Origin of the sequence: Pseudomonas sp. PDM18 (assembly GCF_014852585.1) — a bacterium.
Classification (GTDB): domain Bacteria; phylum Pseudomonadota; class Gammaproteobacteria; order Pseudomonadales; family Pseudomonadaceae; genus Pseudomonas.
Genome location: NZ_JACVBX010000007.1, coordinates 186,408 through 206,174 on the forward strand (window position 1 = coordinate 186,408; position 19,767 = coordinate 206,174).

The following is a 19,767-nucleotide window of genomic DNA, read 5'->3' on the forward strand; positions in this document are numbered from 1 at the left end:
CCCTCTGGGAGAGGGTTTGGGTGAAGGTAATCAGCTGAGCCGAAATTCCAGATAGTCGTCAGCTGCCGACCGGGCGTGTGGCGATGTGCTGGGCGATCATCCGCCCGACCAGCGCGATGAAGGTCAGGGCGATCAGCACCACCGAGATGGCCGCCACGGCCGGGTCGATGTTGTCGCGCAGGCCGGACCAGATCTGCCGGGGCAGGGTGTTCACCTCGGTACTGGTGACGAACAGGGTTACCGCGATCTCTTCCCAGGAGAGCGCAAAGCACAGCAGCGCCGTGCTCGCCACGCCCAGCTTGAGGTTCGGCAGCACCACCATGAAGGTGGTCTGGCCCAGGCTCGCGCCCAGGTTGCGCGCCGCCAGTTCGATGCGCCGGTCCAGTTGGCTCAGCGCCACCAGCATGGTCACCACGCCGTAGGGCACGACCATCACGATGTGCGCGATGGTCAGGCCGAACAGGGTGTCGTAGCCCAGGCCGGGGGCGAACTGGCTGACCTTGGTTTCCATGAAGTACAGGACCATCGCCGAGATCATCGGCGGGATCGCCATGGGCAGCAGCACCAGGCCGATCAGCAGGGTCGCCAGGCGCGAGCGCAGGTACCAGATGCCGAGGCTGAAGCTCACCGCCAGCGCGGTCGCGATGATGCAGGTGGCGGTCGCGACGATCAGGCTCTGGCCGATGGCCGCGAGCCATTCGGGGCTGTCCAGCAGAGCCTGGTAGTGGCGCAGCGACCAGTTGCCGTTGGGCATCGACAAAAAGCGCTTGCTGGTGAAGGACACCGGGATCACCGCCAGCAGCGGGAAGACCATGAAGATCATCGCCATGGTCGCCAGCAGGCGGCTGGGGGTTTTGGTTTCGTGTGCGTTCATCGTTGAGTCCTCAACCGACCAGCTTGTCGACGCGGGCCATGCGCAGCAGCGCCCAGATCATCCCGCTGACCAGCGTCAGCAGTACCACCGAGAGCGCCGCGCCCAGGCCCCAGTTGCTGGTCTGGAACATCTGCAGATAGACGTACTCGGCCACCATCACAGTCTGCCCGCCGCCGAGGATCGCCGGGGTGATGAAGAAGCCCAGGCAGAACACGAAGACGATGATGAAGGCGCCGAGGATGCCGGGAATGGTCTGCGGCACGAAGATGCTCCAGAAGGTGCGCATCTGACCGGCGCCCAGGCCGCGCGCGGCCAGCAGCACGCGCGGGTCGAGGCGGCGCATGGTCGACACCAGGGGGAACAGCGCGAAGGGCACCATGAAATGCACCATGCCGATCACCACGCCCATTTCGTTCCGTGTGAGCTGCAACGGCTCGCTGGTGATGCCCAGATATTGCAGCCAGTCGTTGAGCAGGCCGTTGCTGCGCAGGGCGATCAGCCACCCGAAGGCACGCACCAGCACCGACAGCCAGAACGGGATGAACACGCAGATTTCCACCACGCGCTGCCAGAACGGCGGGCTGTAGACCCAGCAGTAAGCCATCAGGTAGGCGATCAGCAGGGAGATCACGCTGACCGTGGTGCACAAGCGGAAGGTTCGCCAGAGCACGTCGTGGATCGCCGGGTCCGTCATGATCCGCTGGTACTGCTCGATCCCCGGCTCCGGCAGGGTCACGCTCCAGCCGAGCACGCCGAGGAAGGGCAGTACGTAGAAGACGATCAGAACCACCGGCAGCGGCAGCAGCAGGGCGCCCAGCTTGAGCCGCGAGGGGGCGTTATCGGCCATGACCTGCGCTCCGTGTCACTTGGAAATGTGGGTCAGGTACTGCTCCAGGGTTGCCCCATAGTGGTCGGTGTACCACTCGTGGCTGAGCATTACCTGCTTGGGCAGGTTTGCAGGATCGGTGCAGTTCAGGTGCTTGCGGTCGTCCGGGATCAGCGCAGCGGCGGCGGGGTTGGCAGGGCCATTGCCGAACATCTTGAAAAGCTCCACCTGGGTCTGCGGGTCCTGGGCGTAGGCGATGAACTTCATGGCCGCCTCGGTGCCGGCCGGGTTGCCCTTGAGCACGCCCCAGTTGCTGCAACCCAGCAGGGCGTTGTCGAAGGTCCATTTGATGCGGCCTTCACTGTCGTCGGTGATTACTTGGGCGCGGGTGTTCCAGATGGCGCCCATGGACACTTCACCCTCGATCAGCAGTTGCTGGGTCTCTGCGCCCGAGCCCCAGAAAGACAGGATATGGGGCTTGAGCTCATCGATCTTCTTCAGAGCACGCGGCACGTCCAGCGGGTAGAGCTTGTCGGGCGTCACACCGTCGGCCAGCAGCGCAGCCTCGAGCATGCCGTTCATCCACTTGTAGAGCGTGCGCTTGCCGGGGAAGGTCTTCACGTCCCAGAAGTCGGCCCAGGTCTTGGGCGCCTTGTCGCCGAAGCGTTCGCTGTCGTAGGCGATCACGTAGCTGAGCATGTAGTCGGCGATGCCGTATTCATAGGCGAAGCCCGGCAGGACCTTATCCTTCGAGACGACGTTGTAGTCGATGGGCTGGACCAGCCCTTCCTTGCCCAGGATCTGCAGCACCGAGCTTTCCGCGTCGACTACGTCCCAGCTCACCCGGCCGCTGGACAGCTGGGTGCGGATAGCGCCTTCGGTCGGGCCGCTACCGTCGATCTTGGTGGCGATGCCGGTGGCCTTGGAGAAGCCCTCGGTCCAGGCCTTGCCGAACGCCTTGATGGCGTCGCCGCCCCAGTTCACCACCACCAGCGGCTTGTCGCCGGCGGCGAAGCTCACGCCGTTGCGCAGCGCCAGCGGCAGGGCGGCCATCAGGCCCATGCCCTTGAGGAAGGTACGGCGGTCGATCTGTCCGCGACGGGTCTTTTCGATGAGGACTTCGATGCAGTCTTGCTGGTGCGGATTGAACATGGAGGCGGCTCCCGATCAGGTGGGATGGCAAATAAGGGACGAACACGTTCGGCGACTCAGGCGATCAGCAGGCTTTTCTCGATGGGCCAGCTCAGCCAGACCTTGGCGCCCTGTTCCAGGCGCGAGGCCTGGTGGTCGGCATGCACGGCCAGGCTCATCGGTTGCTTGCCCTCGCTGCCGGCACCCAGGCAAAGCTCGGTGCTGGCGCCCTGGTAGGTCTTGGCGGTGAGCACCGCCTGCACCACGTTGTGGCCGTTCACCTGCGGCGGCACGCTATGCAGCTGCATGTGTTCCGGACGCACGGCCAGCAGCGGTGCTTCGGCCTGCACGGCCGGCGAGTAGCCGGCGCGCAGCTCGGCCTCGCCGAAGCGTCCGCAGGCCAGCTCGCCGGTGCGGCCCACCTGGCTCAGCGGGAACAGGTTCATCTTGCCGAGGAACTCGGCGACGAAGCGGTTGCTGGGCTGGTTGTAGATGGTCTGCGGGTCGTCGACCTGGGCCAGTTGGCCGCGGTTGAAGATGGCGATGCGGGTGGACAGGGCGAGGGCTTCGTTCTGGTCGTGGGTGACGAAGACGAAGGTGGTGCCGACCTGGCGGTGGATGCGCTGCAGTTCGGCCTGCAGCTGCTCGCGCAGGTTCTTGTCCAGTGCCGAAAGGGGTTCGTCGAGCAGCAGCATGTCTGGCTCGAACACCAGCGCCCGGGCGATGGCCACGCGTTGCTGCTGGCCGCCGGAAAGCTCGCCGGGGCGCTTGCCCAGGTGCTCGCCGAGGCCGACCACGTCGAGCATGTGGCGCACGCGGCGGTTGCGCTCCTCGGCCTTCACGCCACGGATCTTTAGCGGGAAGGCGACGTTGTCCTCGATGCTCATGTGCGGGAACAGGGCGTAGCCCTGGAACACCATGCCGAAGTTGCGCTTCTCGGCGGGGCGTCGGGTGATGTCGGCGCCGCCTTCTTCGAGCTTGCCGCGGGACGGGTCCTGGAAGCCGGCGAGGATCATCAGGAAGGTGGTCTTGCCGGAGCCCGAAGGCCCGAGGAGGGTGAGGAACTCGCCCTGCTGGATGTCGATGGACACGTTGTCCAGCGCGTTGAAACTGCCGTAGCTCTTACCGATGCCGATGGCACGTAGTTGGGGCTGTCGCTCCACTGCATTTACCTCGATTTCTTGTTCTTGTTCGAGCGGCCGCCGGGTGAGGATCGGGTAAAGATCGGCGGCCTTTTTTTAATGCAGTATTGTTAAATCTCTCTCCGCATCAATCGCGTTTTTTCGCCCTCATTGTTCGAAATCATTCACCTATCACCGCGCTGCGGCCGCTGTGGCGGAACTGCTCGGACATCCGCAGCTCGGCCTTCATCCAGGCCTTGAAGGCCCGCACGTCGGGGCGTTCGGACTTGGCAGGATCGGTGACGAAGTAGTAGCGGTTGGGCGGTTCGATGGCGACGTTGAACAACCGCACCAGCTGCCCCTTGGCCATGGCGTCGCCGCTGACCAGCGCATCGCCCATGGCCACGCCTTGCCCGGCGATGGCCGCCGACTGCACCAGGTGCGCATCGGAGAAGACGATGCCGTTGCGCACGTTGAGGTTCTTCACCCCGGCGGCGGCGGTCCACAGCAGCCAGTCGGAGTGATCGACCATGTGCAGGAAGGGCAGGCTGGCGAGGTCTTCCGGCGAATCGAGGCCGCCGACGGAGTTGATCAGCGACGGGCTGCACACGGGAAAGGTGTCCAGGGTGGCGATCAGGTCGACGTGCAGGTCGGTCCAGTCGCCCACGCCGTAGGCGATGAACAGGTCGACGTCGCGGTCGCTGACGTCGTCGGGCACCCGCGGCGAGACCAGGTTCAGCTCCACCTGCGGGTGGGCGCGCTGGAACTTGCCGATCTGGTGGCACAGCCAGTAGGTGGCGAATCCGGGCGTGCAGCTCACGCACAGGCGGCCGGAGACTTCCTCGGCATTGGCGAAGCGCCGCGCCTCGTTGAGGATCGCCAGGGCGCGCTGAGTTTCGCGGGCGAAGCATTCGCCGTGGTAGGTCAGCGCTATGCCGCGGCCGACCCGCTCGGTGAGCGGGATGCCCAAGCAGTCTTCCAGGCTGTGCAGCTGGTGGCTGACGGCGCTGCGGGTCAGGCTCAGCTCGCTGGCCGCGCCGGACAGGCTGCCCAGGCGGGCGACGGCGTCCAGCACGCGCAGGGCGGTCATCGAGGGAAAACGCATGGCTCACTCCAATTTCGAAGTGGAGCCTTTATCCCTGAGCGGGGCGGTGGTGTCGAGTGGCTGCGGGTACGGGCGCAGAGGGTGGGTGTTTCGGGGCGTTGCGCTCGGCGCCTGCAGCGGGTGCCCCGTTGCGACAGATGCTTCCCTGTAGCAGTGGGCCATGCCCGCGATCCGTCGGCAGGGCCGGCGTTTGACCTTTGCTCCGGTGCTGCAGGTGTGTTGCTTCGGCCTGGGTATTTCCGCGCCGCTTTGGTGTGCGCCCGGCCTTCCTGTTTTGCCCCCTCGGGCGAGTCCCTTTTGGCAAACGTCGGATAGCCGCCCTCCCAAAAGGAACCAAAAGGTCTTGCCCTGGACATCCGGTTTTTCGCTTGGGCGAAAAAAACCCTCTTTGAAGCGCATTTTCAGGGGCACTCGCTGACGGGCCATCCCTGGCCGGACAGCGCTCTCGCGACATCCATGTCGCTCAACCCCTGAAACTCTGATTCGACGAGGCCTCCTGAACGGGGCATTCGGAGTGCGCGGATGTTTCTCTGGAAGCTATCTGAGAGCGAGGGGCGAAAAGCGGATGTGGGGGCGAGCTTGCTCGCGAACCGCCCAACGCCAGTGTTTCCGTGCAAGAGCGCCGGTTGTCAGCGCAGCTTCTCCATCATCTGGTAGTACCACATGCCCGCGGCCAGCATCGGGTTGCCGAACACGTCGCCCATGGGCACGCGGATGTGCTTGCACTGGGCGAAGGTGTCGAATTTCTCCAGGTCGCCGGTCATTGCCGTGGCCATGATCTCGCCCATGATGTGGGTGGTCGCCACGCCGTGGCCGGAGTAGCCCTGGCAGTACCAGACGTTCTCCGAAAGCTTGCCCAGCTGCGGGATGCGGTTCATCACGATGCCCATGGCGCAGCTCCACTGGAACTCGATGTCCACGCCCTTGAGTGCCGGGAAGGTGCGTTCGATGCACGGGCGGAGCTCGCCGGCGATGTCGCGCGAGTCACGGCCGGAATAGTTGGCGCCGCCGCCGAACAGCAGGCGGCCGTCGCCGGTCATTCGGTAGTAGTCGAGCACGAAGCGGCAGTCGTAGACCGCCAGGTCCTGCGGGTTGATGCGCTTGGCCAGCTCGCCCAGCGGCTTGGTGGTGACGATGCCGCCCATGGCCGGGAAGATCATGCCCTTTAGCTGCTTGCGCTCCAGCTTGTGGTAGACGTCGCCGGCCAGCATCACCTGGGCGGCATTGATCCGCCCGCTCGAGGTGACCACCGCCGGACGCGGGCCGTGGATGATATCCAGCACTTCGGAGTGCTCGAAGATCAGCGCGCCCAGGCTGGCGGCTGCCTTGGCTTCGCCGATGCACAGGTTGAGCGGGTGCAGGTGCATGTTGCGGGTGTTCTTGATGGCACCGCAGTAGAGGTCGCTCTCCAGGTGTGCGCGCACGCCGGCGCCGTCCAGCAGGCTGATCTCGTCGCCCATGCCGCGACGCTTGGCGTCATCGAAGGTGGCCTTCAGTTCGTCCATGTGCGACTGCTTCATCGCCGCGTGCAGGTGGCCGAACTTCAGATCGCACTGGATGCCGTACTTCTCCACGCGGCTCTTGATGATCTCATGGCCCCGCCAGCGCAGGTGCCAGATGAAATCGTCGACGTCGTCGCCCAGCCATTGGCGCATCTGCTTCTCCATGGCGGAGTCGCCCGAGAGGCTGCCGGTGACCTGCCCGCCGTTGCGCCCGCTGGCGCCCCAGCCGACCTTGTTGGTCTCGACGATGGCGACCTTGTAGCCGCGCTCGGCCAGCTCCACGGCGGTGGCGACGCCGGTGAAGCCGCCGCCGATGATAGCGATGTCCACGTTCACCTCGCCTTGCAGCGTGGGGTAGCTGGTCTCTTCGTTGAGGCTCGCGGAGTAGTAGGACTTCGCGCGCTCGGGGGCGGGAGTGGCGGGGTTCAGTGCAGCGTTCATTTCGGTGTTCCTGTTGTTGTTCGTTTTCCCTCACCCTAGCCCTCTCCCAGAGGGAGAGGGGACAGTTTGGTGCGGGTTGTAAATTCGGTTTTGCCGGGTGTATCAGTGCGCGGAAAGCTCATCTCGGCACAGTCGGCACCCTCTCCCCCTGGGAGAGGGCTGGGGTGAGGGGCTCGTGAGTCCACGACTCAACAGAGCGCCCTCACGCCTGCGTCAGATACCAGCGCCAGTCCTGCTCGCCGACCTCGCCCATGAACTGGCGGTACTCGGCCTGCTTGACCTTCAGGTAGACGCCGAGGAATTCGTGGCCCAGCGCATCCCGTGCCCAGCTGGAGCGCTCCAGCGCGCGCAGCGAGGTGAGCCAGTCGGTGGGCAGCAGTTCCTTGGCCTGGGCGTAGCCATTGCCTTCCACCGGCGCGCCCGGATCGATCTGCTCGCGGATGCCGCGATGGATGCCGGCAAGGATGGCCGCCGCAGCGAGATAAGGGTTGGCATCGGCGCCGCAGATGCGGTGCTCCACGTGCCGGGTGTTGGCCGGGCCGCCGGGCACGCGCAGGCTCACGGTGCGGTTGTCGCAGCCCCAGGTCGGCGCCAGCGGCGCGTAGCTGTTGGCCTGGAAGCGGCGATAGGAGTTGGCGTTGGGGCAGAACAGCAGCAGCGAGTCGAGCAGGCTTTTCAGCATGCCGCCTACGGACTGGCGCAGCAGCGGAGTGCCCGCCGGGTCTTCACTGGCGAAGAGGTTGTTGCCTTCGGCATCGGCCAGGGAAACGTGCATGTGCATGCCAGTGCCGGCCAGGTCGTCGAACGGCTTGGCCATGAAGCACGCCTGCATGCCGTGCTTGTGCGCCACGCCCTTCACCAGGCGCTTGTAGCGCACGGCCTGGTCCATGGCGACCAGCGCGTCGCCGTGCTCCAGGGTGATTTCCACCTGGCCCGGCGCGTACTCGGAAATGGCGGTGCGTGCCGGAATGCCCTGGGCCTTGCAGGCGGCATAAAGGTCGGCGAGGAAGGGCTCGATCTGCTCCAGTTCGCGCAGGCCGTAGACCTGGGTGGCACGCGGGCGGCCACCGTCGGCATCCAGAGCCGGTTGCGGGCGGCCGTTGGCGTCGCGCTTTGCGTCCAGCAGGTAGAACTCCAGCTCGCAGGCCATCACCGGGTGGTAGCCGGCGGCCTTGAGGTCGTCAATTACGTGGATCAGCACATGGCGCGGGTCGGCGATGTCGGCCGGCTTGCCTTCCTCGGGGTGCATGCTGACCTGCACCGCCGCCGTGGGAATCTGCCGCCAGGGCAGGCGAACCAGGCTGCCGGCCAGCGGGTAGGCGCGGCAGTCGATATCGCCGACGTCCCAGACCAGCCCGGAATCCTCCACATCCTCGCCATGCATGGTGAGTCCGAGGATGGTGCTGGGCAACGGCCGACCGGACTGGTACACGGCGAGCAGTTCCTCCCGGTGCAGCAGCTTGCCGCGCGGCACGCCGTTGGCGTCGAGGATGAACAGCTCGACCATCTCGATATCGGGATTCTGGGCCAGGAAATACTGGGCTTCTTGCACGGAGGCGAAATTCATGGGGCTCTCGTTAGCATCCACGCGGATGCGCTGACGACCTGCAGGCCAGGGCCGCGCCGAAGGACACGGGATTGAAGGCAGGCAAGCGATGCAACGGGCTACGTCTTGTTCGATGAAAAGCGTTGGCCGTGATTAGCCGAGCTCTTCGATGAATGTAGCTCCGTCGGGCGAAGTCGGGCGGGGTGCCCGGTCAGCGAGAGGTGGTGTCCGGCGGGCGCGCGTGGCGGCAATGCCAGAGCGCCCAGAAGGCCAGTTCCAGAGGCAGGGTCAGCGGTTGCAGTTCGAGCCAGCGGGCATGTTTGCGCGGCAGGCGGACGACGCTGCCGGCCTTGCGGGCGGCGACGGGTTCCAGCGGTGCGGGCGAAACGAGCAGGTGCATGTCGAAGGATTTGGCTGACGATTCCCGCAGACTCGCACGGCGTATGGGTTTGTTAAATGTGATTTTCACGACGTTTGGTTTTGCCAAATCGAAACTGAATGCTCGCGGGTGACCACCGCGAAGGCCGTCCCAGAGCCATTTCGTGGCCCTTCGCGCATCCCGTCGAAGCGACCGGAACGCCCGCCAAGTCTGCCCTAGACTGGGGCAATCAGCGTCCGCAACGGGCCCGCCCATGTGCCGCATCGTCTTCGCCCCATCGATCCAGCGCCACGTTCCCATCGAGGAGCGCGAGTTGCCGGCCGTGACCCTCGCCGGCGCGCTGGAAGCGGTATTCGTCGAGGCGCCGAAACTGCGCGGCTATCTGCTCGACGACCAGGGCGGGCTGCGCCGGCACCTGACGATCTTCATCGACGGCCTGCGTCTGCGCGACCGCGCGCGCCTCAGCGATGCGCTGGCGGCGGACAGTGAGGTCTACGTGGTCCAGGCTCTGAGCGGTGGCTGAGGACCAGGCGGCATTTCAGGAGAGCAAGATGGATGATCTACTGCTGGTGGCGACTCGCAAGGGGCTGTTCACCTTTCAGCGTGGCGCGGACGGCTGGCAGGAAACCCGCCGGGACTTCATCGGCGAGCCGCTGAGCACGGTGCTCGCCGACCCGCGCGATGAAACCCTCTATGCCGCCCTCAACCTCGGCCACTTCGGCTGCAAGCTGTGGCGTCAGCGTGCCAGTGAGGACTGGCAGGAGATCGCCGTGCCGACCTACCCGTCGCAACCCGATCCGCTACCCGAGCCTAAAGAGGGTGAAGGCCCGCCTGCGCCCTGGATCCTGCAGCAGGTCTGGTGCCTGGAGACCGGCGGGGCCGCGGAGCCTGGCGTGCTCTGGGCCGGGACCATTCCCGGAGGCCTGTTCCGCAGTGATGATAGTGGCGACAGCTGGGAGCTCAATCGCCCGCTCTGGGACCGCCCCGAGCGATCGCGTTGGATGGGCGGCGGCTACGACTGGCCGGGCATCCACTCGATCAGCGTCGACCCGCGCGACAGCCAGCACCTGACCGTTGCCGTGTCCTGCGGCGGCGTGTGGCAGAGCGAGGATGGCGGCGCCAACTGGCGCCTCACCACCAGCGGCATGTTTGCCGATTACATGCCGCCGGAGCTGCGCGAGGAGGGCGCCATCCAGGACCCGCACCGCCTGGTGCATTGCCCTGCGCAGCCGCAGCGCCTGTGGGTGCAGCACCACAACGGCATCTTCACCTCCACCGATGGCGGCGCGCGCTGGAGCGACGTGCAGGTCAAGCCGTCGAGCTTCGGCTTCGCCGTCGCCGTCCACCCGACCCGGCCGGACACCGCCTGGTTCGTTCCCGCGGTAAAGGATGTCTGCCGGATTCCGGTGGACGCCCGCTTCGTCGTCACTCGCACCCGCGACGGCGGCGCCAGTTTCGAGGTGCTCGACAGCGGCCTGCCGCAGGGTGCGGCCTTCGACCTGGTGTATCGCCACGGCCTGGCGGTGGACGACGATGGCGTCTGCCTGGCGATGGGTTCCACCACCGGCGGGCTGTGGCTGTCGGAGAATGGCGGTGACCATTGGCAGTGCCTGTCGATGAACCTGCCGCCGATCTACTGCGTGCGCTTCGGCTGAGCCTTGCGCCTGGCCTGTTCGCGCACCTCGCGCGGCTTCATGCGGTGGTCGAAATAGTTGATCGCGGTACCGAACACGACGATGGCGATCAGGATGGTCAGGCCGATGTGCGTAGCTTCCATGGGTTCTCCTTGAGGGGGCGGATCACAGCGCCTGGCCGCGCCGCTTGAGTTCCAGGCGGCGGATGAATTCCTCCAGCACCTGGCGGTAGAGGTCGTCCTTGAGGCAGGCGTCCTCGATGCCGGCGTCGAGGTTGGGGTTGTCGTTCACCTCGATCACCACCACCTCGCCCTTCGCCTCCTTGAGGTCCACGCCATACAGGCCGTCGCCGATCAGGCTGGCGGTCTTCAGCGCCAGTTCCACCACGGCCGGCGGTGCGCTTTCCACCGGCAGGGTGCGGCATTCGCCGATCACCTCGCCGCCGGCCTTGTGCTCGACGATCTGCCAGTGCCCGCGGGACATGAAGTACTGGCAGGCGAACACTGGCTTGCGGTTGAGGATGCCGATGCGCCAGTCGTACTCGGTGTAGAGGTACTCCTGGGCGAGCAGCAGCACCGAGTGTTCGAAGAGTTCGGCGCTGACACTTCGCAGTTGCTGGGCATCCTCGACCTTGTAGACGCCCCGGGAGAAGCAGCCGTCGGGAATCTTCAGCACCAGCGGGAAGCCCAGCCGTGTACCGACGCGCTCCAGCTCCTGGGGGGTGTCCTTGTAGAGGATTTCCGTGTCCGGCATGCCCAGGCCCTGGCCGCGCAGCAGGTCGGTCAGGTAGACCTTGTTGGTGCAGCGCAGGATCGAAGCCGGGTCGTCCATCACGATCAGCCCCTCGCGTTCGGCCTTCTTGGCGAAGCGGTAGGTGTGGTCGTCGACGCGGGTGGTCTCGCGGATCAGCAGGGCGTCGTACTCGGCCAGGCGCGCATAGTCCTTCTTCTCGATCAGCTCGACGTCGATGCCCAACTGCCGGCCGACCCGGACGAAGTTCTCCAGTGCGCGGGCGTTGGACGGCGGCAGGCACTCCGCCGGGTTGTGCAGGATGGCCAGGTCATAGCGCGCAAGGCGTCGCGAGTTGGGCTGGCGCCAGACGCGCCGGCTGAAACGGTCGAGGGCATCGGCGAACTGGTCTTCCTGGTTCTCCCGCAGCTTGTGCAGGGCGCCGGGGCGTACACCGGCGATGTGCCAGGCGTCGGTGCGGCGGAAGTCCACCAGCAGGATCGGGCAGGGGAAGGCATCGAATAACTGGCGTGCGATGGGCTGCAGCGGCTCGAGGTCAGTGCGGCCGAAGTACAGGCGCAGGGTGAAGCCGTCGGTGCTGGCGCAGGGATGCTGGTCGAGGGCTCTTTCCAGGGTCTTTTCCAGGCCATCCAGGGCCAACCCGTAGAGGGATTTCTTCGCCAGTTCGCTGATGGTGCGTACCGACGGAATCACTTTGTGCCCGCGCGCCTCGGCCAGCAGGGAACAATAATAACCGTGGCCGAGATATTTATAGTTGCGACACAGGTTGATCACTTGGAAGCGTTTTCCCGCATCGAACTGGCGGGAGTCCTCCAGATATTCCCGTGCTGTCAGCATATCTTCGCTGGGGATATAGGAAGCCCAGTCTTCCTTGCGCTCGACGATGATAAGAACCTGGCTTGACCTGGCTGAAGGCGGCTCCGCAGAGGCCTCTGAGATTGCCTGGAGAGAACTTGCATTCAACTTTTCATGGAAGTTAGTGTGTAGCGAAGACATTGTTCACGGACCTGTCTGAAAGTTGCCGTGTGTCTATTAAGCAGCAACTTCCGGAAATGTCCCGGTCCATTACGAAAGTTTTACGGAGAACCCATGTCGCTGTTATGTCGCCTTGCCACCCGTGCCGATTTTCCGGCTCTTGTGGCGTTGGAGGAAGGCACTTTTCACGAGGACCGTCTGAGTGCGCGCAGCTTTCGCCAGCTGATCGCGGCGCCGAGCGCCGAGCTGATCGTGGCGGAGGAGGGTGGCGAGTTGCTCGGTTATGCCTTGCTGCTGTTTCGCCGGGGCACGAAGGTGGCGCGTCTGTATTCGCTGGCGACCTCGCAGCAGGCTCGTGGTCGGGGGTTAGGCAGTGGTTTGCTGGAGCAGGCGGAGCGCAGCACCGCGCGGCACGGTTGCAGGGCGTTGCGGCTCGAGGTGCGTGTCGATAACAGCGTCGCCATTGGTCTCTATGAGCGGCGTGGCTATCGCCGCTTCGGCCAGATCGCCGGTTTCTACGAAGACGGCGCCGATGCCTGGCGGTACGAGAAGCCGCTGATCTGAGGAAGCGGCAAGGGGCTGGTCATGACGCGGAAAACAATCTATAAAAATATAGATTGTTTATTGGTAGATCGTTCCCATGACCGCCACCACGCTCGAACCCGTCGAGGCCCTGCGCCTGCACCAGTCCGCTGAATCCGCCTGCCAGTTGCTCAAGGCGCTGGCCAACACCGACCGCTTGATGCTGCTCTGCCAGTTGGCCCAGGGCGAGCTGAACGTCGGCGAGCTGGAAGCCCTTACGGGTATCAGCCAGCCCACCCTGTCGCAGCAGTTGGCCGTCTTGCGCCGCGAGGAGCTGGTGGAGACCCGCCGCGACGGCAAGCAGGTCTACTACCGCATTGCCAGCCAGCAGGCGCTGGCGGTGATCGAGACCTTGTACCGGCTGTTCTGCGCGGAGCAACCGACATGATCGACTGGACGCATTTCACCCCGTGGAGCGCCCTGGCCGGTGGCGCGCTGATCGGTCTTTCGGCCGGGCTCTATGCCGTGCTCGAGGGTCGTGTCGCCGGCATCAGCGGCCTGCTCGGCGGGTTGTTCAAAGGCGCCGGCTGGAAGGGCGAAGGGCTGTTCTTCCTGCTCGGAATACTGGCGGCGCCGTTGTTGTGGACGGTGCAGCGCCCACTGCCGGAAATCCGTTTCGACGCGGGATGGATGACGCTGGTGGCGGCGGGACTTCTGGTCGGTGTCGGCAGCCGTTTGGGTTCCGGCTGCACCAGCGGCCATGGCGTCTGCGGTTTGTCGCGGCTGTCCGGTCGCTCGCTGGTGGCGACGCTGTGTTTCATGGGCACCGGCTTTGCCACTGTGTTTGTCGCGCGTCATCTGCTGGGGAATGGAGCATGAGCCGCATCGTCGCTTTGCTGGCCGGGCTGTTGTTCGGTTTCGGCCTGCTGCTGGCCGGCATGGCCAACCCGGCCAAGGTACTGGGCTTCCTCGATCTCGCCGGGCAGTGGGACCCGTCGCTGGCGCTGGTAATGCTCGCCGCCATCACGGTTGGTCTACCGTTCTTCACTTGGGCGCGCCGGCACGATCACGCGTTGCTGGGCGGCGTGATGCAGTTGCCGCAGCGCCGCGACCTGGATGGCCGGCTGGTCGGCGGCAGCCTGCTGTTCGGGGTTGGCTGGGGGATTGCCGGCATCTGTCCGGGGCCGGCTCTGGTGACCTTTGCTGCCGGCTACTGGCAGGGTGCATTGTTCTGCCTCGCCATGCTGGTGGGGATGGCGGGCTACGAATGGAAAGTCGAGACCAGCAGGAGACCCGTATGAGCGGCACCATCCAGCACTTCTTCGATCCGGCCACGTCCACCTACAGCTATGTGGTGGCGGATCACAGCACCGGGCGCTGCGCCATCATCGACCCCGTGCTGGACTACGATGCCGCTGCCGGCCGCGTTGGCAACGTTGGCGCCCGCCAGATACTCGCGTACGTTCGCGAACAGGCGCTGACGGTGGAGTGGTTGCTGGAAACCCATCTGCATGCCGATCACCTGTCGGCGGCGGCCTGGCTCAAGGGCGAGCTGGGCGGCCAACTGGCCATCGGATCAAGCATCGCCCAGGTGCAGCGCACCTTCGCCGGGCTGTTCAACCTGGATGACGATTTCCCCTGCGACGGCAGCCAGTTCGACCACCTGTTCGAAGACGGCGAGCGCTTCAGCATCGGCGAACTGCAAGCCCAGGCATTGCACACACCCGGCCACACCCCCGCCTGCATGACCTACCTGATCGGTGATGCGGCGTTCGTGGGCGACACCCTGTTCATGCCCGACTACGGCACCGCCCGTTGCGACTTCCCCGGCGGCGATGCGCGGCAGTTGTACCGCTCGATCCAGCGACTGTTCGCCTTGCCGGACGAGACGCGGCTGTTCATGTGCCACGACTATCTGGCGCCGGGACGCAACGAGCACCAGCACGAGACCACCGTGGCGCGCGAGCGTGAGGCGAATGTCCATGTGCACCAAGGGATTGGCGAGGAGGCGTTCGTTGCCATGCGTAACGAGCGCGATGCCACGCTGCATGCGCCAGCGCTGATCTGGCCGTCGATCCAGGTGAACATGCGCGGTGGGGCGCTGCCGGAGGCGGAGGGAAACGGGGTGCGTTACCTGAGGATTCCGCTGGACCGGATGTAACGGGTTCGCGTGCCATAACGATGGCGTCCGCTCGCTCCTACGGGAGGCATGTACGATCAGCTCTTCGTAGGAGCGAGCTTGCCCGCGAACAACGCCGGGAAGGGCGCTACAGCAACAGACTCCGAATATCCCCCAGCACTTCGCCCAGCCGGCGGGTGAACCTGGCCGCCGCCGCGCCGTTGATCACCCGGTGGTCATAGGATAGCGACAACGGCAGCAGCAGCCTGGGCTGGAAGGCCTTGCCGTCCCAAACGGGCTGGATCGCTGCCTTGCTTACGCCGAGGATCGCCACTTCCGGCGCGTTGACGATGGGCGTGAACCCGGTACCGCCGATGTGTCCGAGGCTGGAGATGGTGAAGCAGGCACCCTGCATCGCGTCGGCGGAGAGTTTCTTGGTCCGTGCCTTCTCCGCCAGTTCGGCCGCTTCGAGGGCGAGTTGCAGCAGCCCTTTCTGGTCGACGTCGCGGATAACCGGCACCAGCAGGCCGTCCGGAGTGTCCACGGCAAAACCGATATGCACGTACTTCTTGCGGATCAGCGCCTTGCCGCTGGGGGCGAGCGAGCTGTTGAAGTCGGGCAGCTCGCGCAGCAGATGGGCGCAGGCCTTGAGAAGGATCGGCAGGATGGTCAGCTTGGTCCCGGCTTTTTCCGCCGCGGCCTTCTGCGCGATGCGGAATGCCTCCGCCTCGGTGATGTCGGCGGACTCGAACTGCGTTACGTGGGGCACGTTCAGCCAGCTGCGGTGCAGATTGGTGGCGCCGACCTGCATCAGCCGGGTCATGGCCACTTCCTCGGTTTCGCCGAACTTGCTGAAGTCGATCTCCGGGATCGGCGGGATGCCCGCGCCGCCGGATGCTCCTGCCGCCGCGCTGGACTTGCTACGTTGCAGTTGCTCCTTCACGAAGGCCTGCACGTCTTCCTTGAGGATGCGTCCCTTCGGCCCGCTGCCGGTGACTTGCACCAGGTCGACACCGAACTCTCGGGCGAGCATGCGCACGGCGGGGCCCGCGTGCACCTTGGTGCCGTCGCGGCTGGGCGCGCCCACTGGGGCGACGTCCGGCGCCTTGGGTGATTCGGCTTTCGCCGCTGGCGCAGTGGCCGGCTTTTCCGCGGCGGCTGCAGGAGCCGGAGCTGTGCCCGCCACTTCCAGGTCGAGTATCTCGTCGCCTTCCTTGAGCGTGTCGCCGATCTTCACCTTGATGGCCTTCACCACGCCGGCCCTGGGCGCGGGAATCTCCATGCTGGCCTTGTCGGACTCCAGCGTCAGCAGGCTCTGGTCGGCCTCGATGCGGTCGCCGACCTTGACCATCAGTTCGATGACGTTGCCCTGGCCGTTGCCGATATCCGGCACGCGGATGGTCTCCACGCCGCCACTGGCAACCGGCGAGGGTGCCGGCTTCTCTTCCTTCGCAGGAGCCGGGGCAGAGGCGGGCACCGCCGCGGCCGGCGTGTTGGCCGTCGCCGCGCCGCCCTCGGTTTCCAGTTCGAGGATGTCGTCGCCTTCCTTGAGGGTGTCGCCGATCTTCACCTTGATCGCCTTCACTACCCCGGCCTTCGGCGCGGGGATCTCCATGCTGGCCTTGTCGGATTCCAGCGTCAGGAGGCTCTGGTCGGCCTCGATGCGGTCGCCGACCTTGACCATCAGTTCGATGATCTCGCCCTGGCCATTGCCGATGTCCGGCACCTTGATGGTTTCCACGCCGCCAACGGAAGACGCAGGTTGAGGCGCCGGCCCGGCGGCGGGTTGGGGTTCCTCGGCGGCAGGTTGGGCCGGTTCCTCGGCCTTGGCTTCGGCGGCGCCGCCTTCGGCCTCGAGTTCGAGGATTTCATCGCCCTCCTTGAGGGTATCGCCGATCTTCACCTTGATCGCCTTCACCACGCCCGCTTTCGGCGCGGGGATCTCCATGCTGGCCTTGTCGGACTCCAGCGTCAGCAGGCTCTGGTCGGCTTCGATGCGGTCGCCGACCTTGACCAGGAGTTCGATGACTTCGCCCTGGCCGTTGCCGATGTCGGGTACGCGAATGGTCTCGCTCATCGTGCCTCTCCTCAGCAGTCCAGCGGGTTGGTTTTTTCCGGGTCGAGGCCGAACTTCGCGATGGCCTCGGCTACCACTTTCGGCTCGATGTCGCCGCGATCGGCCAGGGCCTCCAGCGCGGCGAGCACCACCCAGTGGCGATCCACCTCGAAGAAGTGGCGCAGCTTGGCGCGGGTGTCGCTGCGGCCGAAACCGTCGGTGCCGAGCACCTTGTATTCCTTGGTCGGCACCCACTGGCGAATCTGGTCGGCGTAGACCTTCATGTAGTCGGTGGACGCCACCACTGGCCCGCGCCGCCCGCCCAGGCATTGCTCGACATAGCTGGGCCGTGGCTTCTGTCCTGGATGCAGGCGGTTCCAGCGCTCCACCGCGAGTCCGTCGCGACGTAGTTCGTTGAAGCTGGGCACCGACCAGACGTCCGCACCGATACCGAAGTCGTCACGGAGGATTTTCGCCGCCGCTTCCACCTCGCGCAGGATGGTGCCCGAGCCGAGCAACTGCACATGGTGCGCGGCGGCACGCTTGTCCTCGTCGAGGAGGTACATGCCCTTGATGATGCCTTCCTCGGCGCCCTTGGGCAGCGATGGGTGAGGGTAGTTCTCGTTCATCACGGTGATGTAGTAGAAGACCTCCTGCTGCTCTTCCATCATCTGCCGCACGCCTTCATGGATGATCACCGCCAGTTCGTAGGAGTAGGTCGGGTCGTAGGTGCGGCAGTTGGGGATGACTGAGGCCAGCACATGGCTGTGGCCGTCCTCGTGCTGCAGACCCTCGCCATTGAGCGTGGTGCGCCCGGCGGTGCCGCCCAGCAGGAAGCCGCGCGTCAGGCTGTCGCCGGCCGCCCAGGCCAGGTCGCCGATGCGCTGGAAGCCGAACATTGAATAGAAGATATAGAACGGCAGCATCGGCTGGCGGTAGTTGCTGTAGGCCGTGCCGGCGGCGATGAAGGACGACATGGCACCGGCCTCGGTAATGCCTTCCTCCAGAATCTGGCCCTTCTTGTCCTCGCGATAGAACATCAACTGTTCCTTGTCGACCGGCTCGTACAGCTGGCCCACCGAGGAGTAGATGCCGAGCTGGCGGAACATGCCTTCCATACCGAAGGTGCGTGCCTCGTCGGGAATGATCGGCACGATGCGCTGGCCCAGCTCCTTGTCCTTCACCAGCTGCGAGATGATCCGCACGAAGGCCATGGTGGTGGAAATCTCGCGGTCGCCGGAGCCATCCAGCAGTGCCCTGAGTGTTTCCAACGGCGGCGCCGGGATGCGCTGGCTGTTGCCGTGGCGATGGGGCATGAAGCCGCCCAGGGCGGCGCGGCGCTCCTTCAGGTAGCGCGCTTCGGCGCTGCCCTCGTCGGGGCGGTAGAAGGGCAGCTTGGCTAGGTCCGCGTCCTTGATCGGGATGTCGAAGCGGTCGCGGAAGGCGCGCAGGCTGTCCACGTCGATCTCGTGGATGTTGTGGGCGATGTTCTTCGCCTCGCCGGTGCCGGTGCCGTAGCCCTTGATGGTCTTGGCTAGCACTACGCTGGGCTGGCCCTTATGGTTCACCGCCGCGTGGTAGGCGGCGTAGACCTTGTAGGGATCGTGGCCGCCGCGGTTGAGCTTCCAGATTTCCTCGTCGGAGAGGTCCTTGACCATCTCCAGCAGCTCCGGCCGCGCGCCGAAGAAGTGCTCGCGGACGAAGGCACCGTCCTTGGCCTTGTAGTTCTGGTAGTCGCCGTCCACCGCCTCGTCCATGCGCGCCTGCAGCAGTCCGGCGGTGTCCTTGGCGAACAGCGGGTCCCAGAAACGCCCCCAGATGACCTTGATCACGTTCCAGTTAGCGCCGCGGAACACGCCTTCCAGCTCCTGGATGATCTTGCCGTTGCCGCGCACCGGGCCGTCCAGGCGCTGCAGGTTGCAGTTCACCACGAAGATCAGGTTGTCGAGCTTCTCGCGCCCGGCCAGGGAAATCGCGCCGAGGGATTCCGGCTCGTCGGTCTCGCCGTCACCCAGGAAGCACCAGACCTTCTGCTTGCCGGCGGGAATGAAACCACGGCTCTCCAGGTACTTCATGAAGCGCGCCTGGTAGATCGCCTGGATCGGCCCCAGGCCCATGGACACGGTGGGGAACTGCCAGAACTTCGGCATCAGGCGCGGGTGCGGATAAGAGGAAATGCCCTTGCCGTCGACCTCCTGGCGGAAGTTCTCCAGTTGCTCGTCGGTGAGCAGGCCTTCGATGTAGGCGCGGGCATAGAAGCCCGGCGAGGCGTGGCCCTGGAAGTAGATCAGGTCGCCGGCGTGTTCCTCGGTGGGACCGTTGAAGAAGTAGTTGAAGCCGATGTCGTAGAGGGTCGCCGAGGATGCGAAGGTGGAGATGTGCCCGCCCAGCGACGGGTCCTTGTGGTTGGCGCGCATCACCATGGCCAGTGCGTTCCAGCGCACCAGCGAACGGATGCGCCGCTCCATGAACAGGTCGCCCGGCATGCGGGCCTCATGGCCCACGGGGATGGTGTTGCGGTAGGGCGTGTTGATGGCGTAGGGCAGTTGCGTGCCGGTTCGGCTGGCCAGCTCGCCTAGGCGAGTCATCAGGTAGTGGGCGCGCTCTTCGCCTTCTTTTTCCAGTACGGATTCCAGCGCGTCCAGCCATTCCTGGGTTTCGACGGGGTCGATATCGTGCATGGTCAGGGGTCCTGGTTACGGGGTCGGCTCTACGCAATGCCGGCTCCGGGCCAGGTGATCCATCGGGTTGGCGCAGTGGGTGGCAACCCTCGTGAGGCCGCCGCG

At 65.4% G+C, this 19,767-nt stretch carries 19 protein-coding genes; 7 read left to right on the forward strand and 12 right to left on the reverse strand.

The window, feature by feature from the left end:
* Window positions 1–58: 58 nt before the first annotated feature.
* The 8 genes from IB274_RS16270 to IB274_RS16305 form a co-directional block, all read right to left on the reverse strand.
* Window positions 59–874: an ABC transporter permease gene (locus IB274_RS16270; protein ID WP_192432944.1), complete on the reverse strand. Its 816-nt coding sequence runs from the start codon at window positions 872–874 to the stop codon at window positions 59–61.
* Window positions 875–884: 10 nt separating this feature from the next.
* Window positions 885–1,721 carry an ABC transporter permease gene (locus IB274_RS16275; RefSeq protein WP_192432945.1) on the reverse strand — a complete coding sequence of 279 codons (837 nt, stop codon included), beginning with the start codon at window positions 1,719–1,721 and terminating at the stop codon, window positions 885–887.
* A 15-nt stretch (window positions 1,722–1,736) separates the two neighbouring features.
* Entirely contained in the window at window positions 1,737–2,852 is a 1,116-nt protein-coding gene (locus tag IB274_RS16280; RefSeq protein ID WP_192432946.1) for an ABC transporter substrate-binding protein, read from the reverse strand.
* 56 nt (window positions 2,853–2,908) lie between these two features.
* Entirely contained in the window at window positions 2,909–3,994 is a 1,086-nt protein-coding gene (locus IB274_RS16285; RefSeq protein WP_192432947.1) for an ABC transporter ATP-binding protein, read from the reverse strand.
* Window positions 3,995–4,133: 139 nt separating this feature from the next.
* A complete protein-coding gene (locus tag IB274_RS16290) occupies window positions 4,134–5,057 on the reverse strand; it encodes a LysR substrate-binding domain-containing protein (RefSeq protein WP_081518536.1) in 924 nt (307 codons plus the stop codon).
* A gap of 629 nt (window positions 5,058–5,686) precedes the next feature.
* A complete protein-coding gene (locus IB274_RS16295) occupies window positions 5,687–7,000 on the reverse strand; it encodes an NAD(P)/FAD-dependent oxidoreductase (protein WP_192432948.1) in 1,314 nt (437 codons plus the stop codon).
* 202 nt (window positions 7,001–7,202) lie between these two features.
* The gene (locus tag IB274_RS16300) at window positions 7,203–8,567 is read right to left on the reverse strand and encodes a glutamine synthetase family protein (RefSeq protein WP_192432949.1); all 1,365 of its coding nucleotides are present in this window, start codon (window positions 8,565–8,567) and stop codon (window positions 7,203–7,205) included.
* A 190-nt stretch (window positions 8,568–8,757) separates the two neighbouring features.
* Window positions 8,758–8,946: a hypothetical protein gene (locus IB274_RS16305; RefSeq protein WP_192432950.1), complete on the reverse strand. Its 189-nt coding sequence runs from the start codon at window positions 8,944–8,946 to the stop codon at window positions 8,758–8,760.
* 232 nt (window positions 8,947–9,178) lie between these two features.
* On the opposite strand from IB274_RS16305, the gene IB274_RS16310 reads away from it, so the two are divergent.
* Both IB274_RS16310 and IB274_RS16315 read left to right on the forward strand, forming a co-directional pair.
* Window positions 9,179–9,448: a MoaD/ThiS family protein gene (locus tag IB274_RS16310; RefSeq protein ID WP_192404720.1), complete on the forward strand. Its 270-nt coding sequence runs from the start codon at window positions 9,179–9,181 to the stop codon at window positions 9,446–9,448.
* 28 nt (window positions 9,449–9,476) lie between these two features.
* Window positions 9,477–10,580, forward strand: a complete 1,104-nt coding sequence (locus IB274_RS16315; RefSeq protein WP_192432951.1) for a WD40/YVTN/BNR-like repeat-containing protein — start codon at window positions 9,477–9,479, stop codon at window positions 10,578–10,580.
* Here the strand turns inward: IB274_RS16315 and IB274_RS16320 are convergent.
* Both IB274_RS16320 and IB274_RS16325 read right to left on the reverse strand, forming a co-directional pair.
* Complete coding sequence (locus tag IB274_RS16320) at window positions 10,559–10,702, reverse strand: hypothetical protein (protein ID WP_156160346.1); 144 nt, start codon at window positions 10,700–10,702, stop codon at window positions 10,559–10,561. The two genes, IB274_RS16315 and IB274_RS16320, sit on opposite strands and share 22 nt — an antisense overlap.
* A 22-nt stretch (window positions 10,703–10,724) precedes the next feature.
* Window positions 10,725–12,305 carry a RimK family protein gene (locus tag IB274_RS16325; RefSeq protein ID WP_192432952.1) on the reverse strand — a complete coding sequence of 527 codons (1,581 nt, stop codon included), beginning with the start codon at window positions 12,303–12,305 and terminating at the stop codon, window positions 10,725–10,727.
* A gap of 93 nt (window positions 12,306–12,398) precedes the next feature.
* On the opposite strand from IB274_RS16325, the gene IB274_RS16330 reads away from it, so the two are divergent.
* The 5 genes from IB274_RS16330 (at window position 12,399) to IB274_RS16350 (ending at window position 14,967) form a co-directional block, all read left to right on the forward strand.
* Window positions 12,399–12,848 (forward strand): GNAT family N-acetyltransferase, encoded by a 450-nt coding sequence (locus IB274_RS16330; protein WP_192432953.1) that lies wholly within the window; start codon window positions 12,399–12,401, stop codon window positions 12,846–12,848.
* 76 nt (window positions 12,849–12,924) lie between these two features.
* Window positions 12,925–13,254 carry an ArsR/SmtB family transcription factor gene (locus IB274_RS16335; protein ID WP_192432954.1) on the forward strand — a complete coding sequence of 110 codons (330 nt, stop codon included), beginning with the start codon at window positions 12,925–12,927 and terminating at the stop codon, window positions 13,252–13,254.
* Entirely contained in the window at window positions 13,251–13,685 is a 435-nt protein-coding gene (locus tag IB274_RS16340; protein ID WP_192432955.1) for a YeeE/YedE family protein, read from the forward strand. The genes IB274_RS16335 and IB274_RS16340 overlap by 4 nt, the downstream gene beginning before the upstream one ends.
* Complete coding sequence (locus tag IB274_RS16345; RefSeq protein WP_192432956.1) at window positions 13,682–14,107, forward strand: DUF6691 family protein; 426 nt, start codon at window positions 13,682–13,684, stop codon at window positions 14,105–14,107. The genes IB274_RS16340 and IB274_RS16345 overlap by 4 nt, the downstream gene beginning before the upstream one ends.
* Window positions 14,104–14,967 (forward strand): MBL fold metallo-hydrolase, encoded by an 864-nt coding sequence (locus IB274_RS16350; RefSeq protein WP_192432957.1) that lies wholly within the window; start codon window positions 14,104–14,106, stop codon window positions 14,965–14,967. Before IB274_RS16345 ends, IB274_RS16350 begins: the two co-directional genes overlap by 4 nt.
* A gap of 106 nt (window positions 14,968–15,073) precedes the next feature.
* Here IB274_RS16350 and aceF read toward each other — a convergent pair whose 3' ends face one another.
* Both aceF and aceE read right to left on the reverse strand, forming a co-directional pair.
* Entirely contained in the window at window positions 15,074–17,002 is a 1,929-nt protein-coding gene (aceF, locus tag IB274_RS16355; RefSeq protein WP_192432958.1) for a dihydrolipoyllysine-residue acetyltransferase, read from the reverse strand.
* An 11-nt stretch (window positions 17,003–17,013) separates the two neighbouring features.
* Window positions 17,014–19,662 (reverse strand): pyruvate dehydrogenase (acetyl-transferring), homodimeric type, encoded by a 2,649-nt coding sequence (aceE, locus tag IB274_RS16360; protein ID WP_192432959.1) that lies wholly within the window; start codon window positions 19,660–19,662, stop codon window positions 17,014–17,016.
* Window positions 19,663–19,767 lie beyond the last annotated feature (105 nt).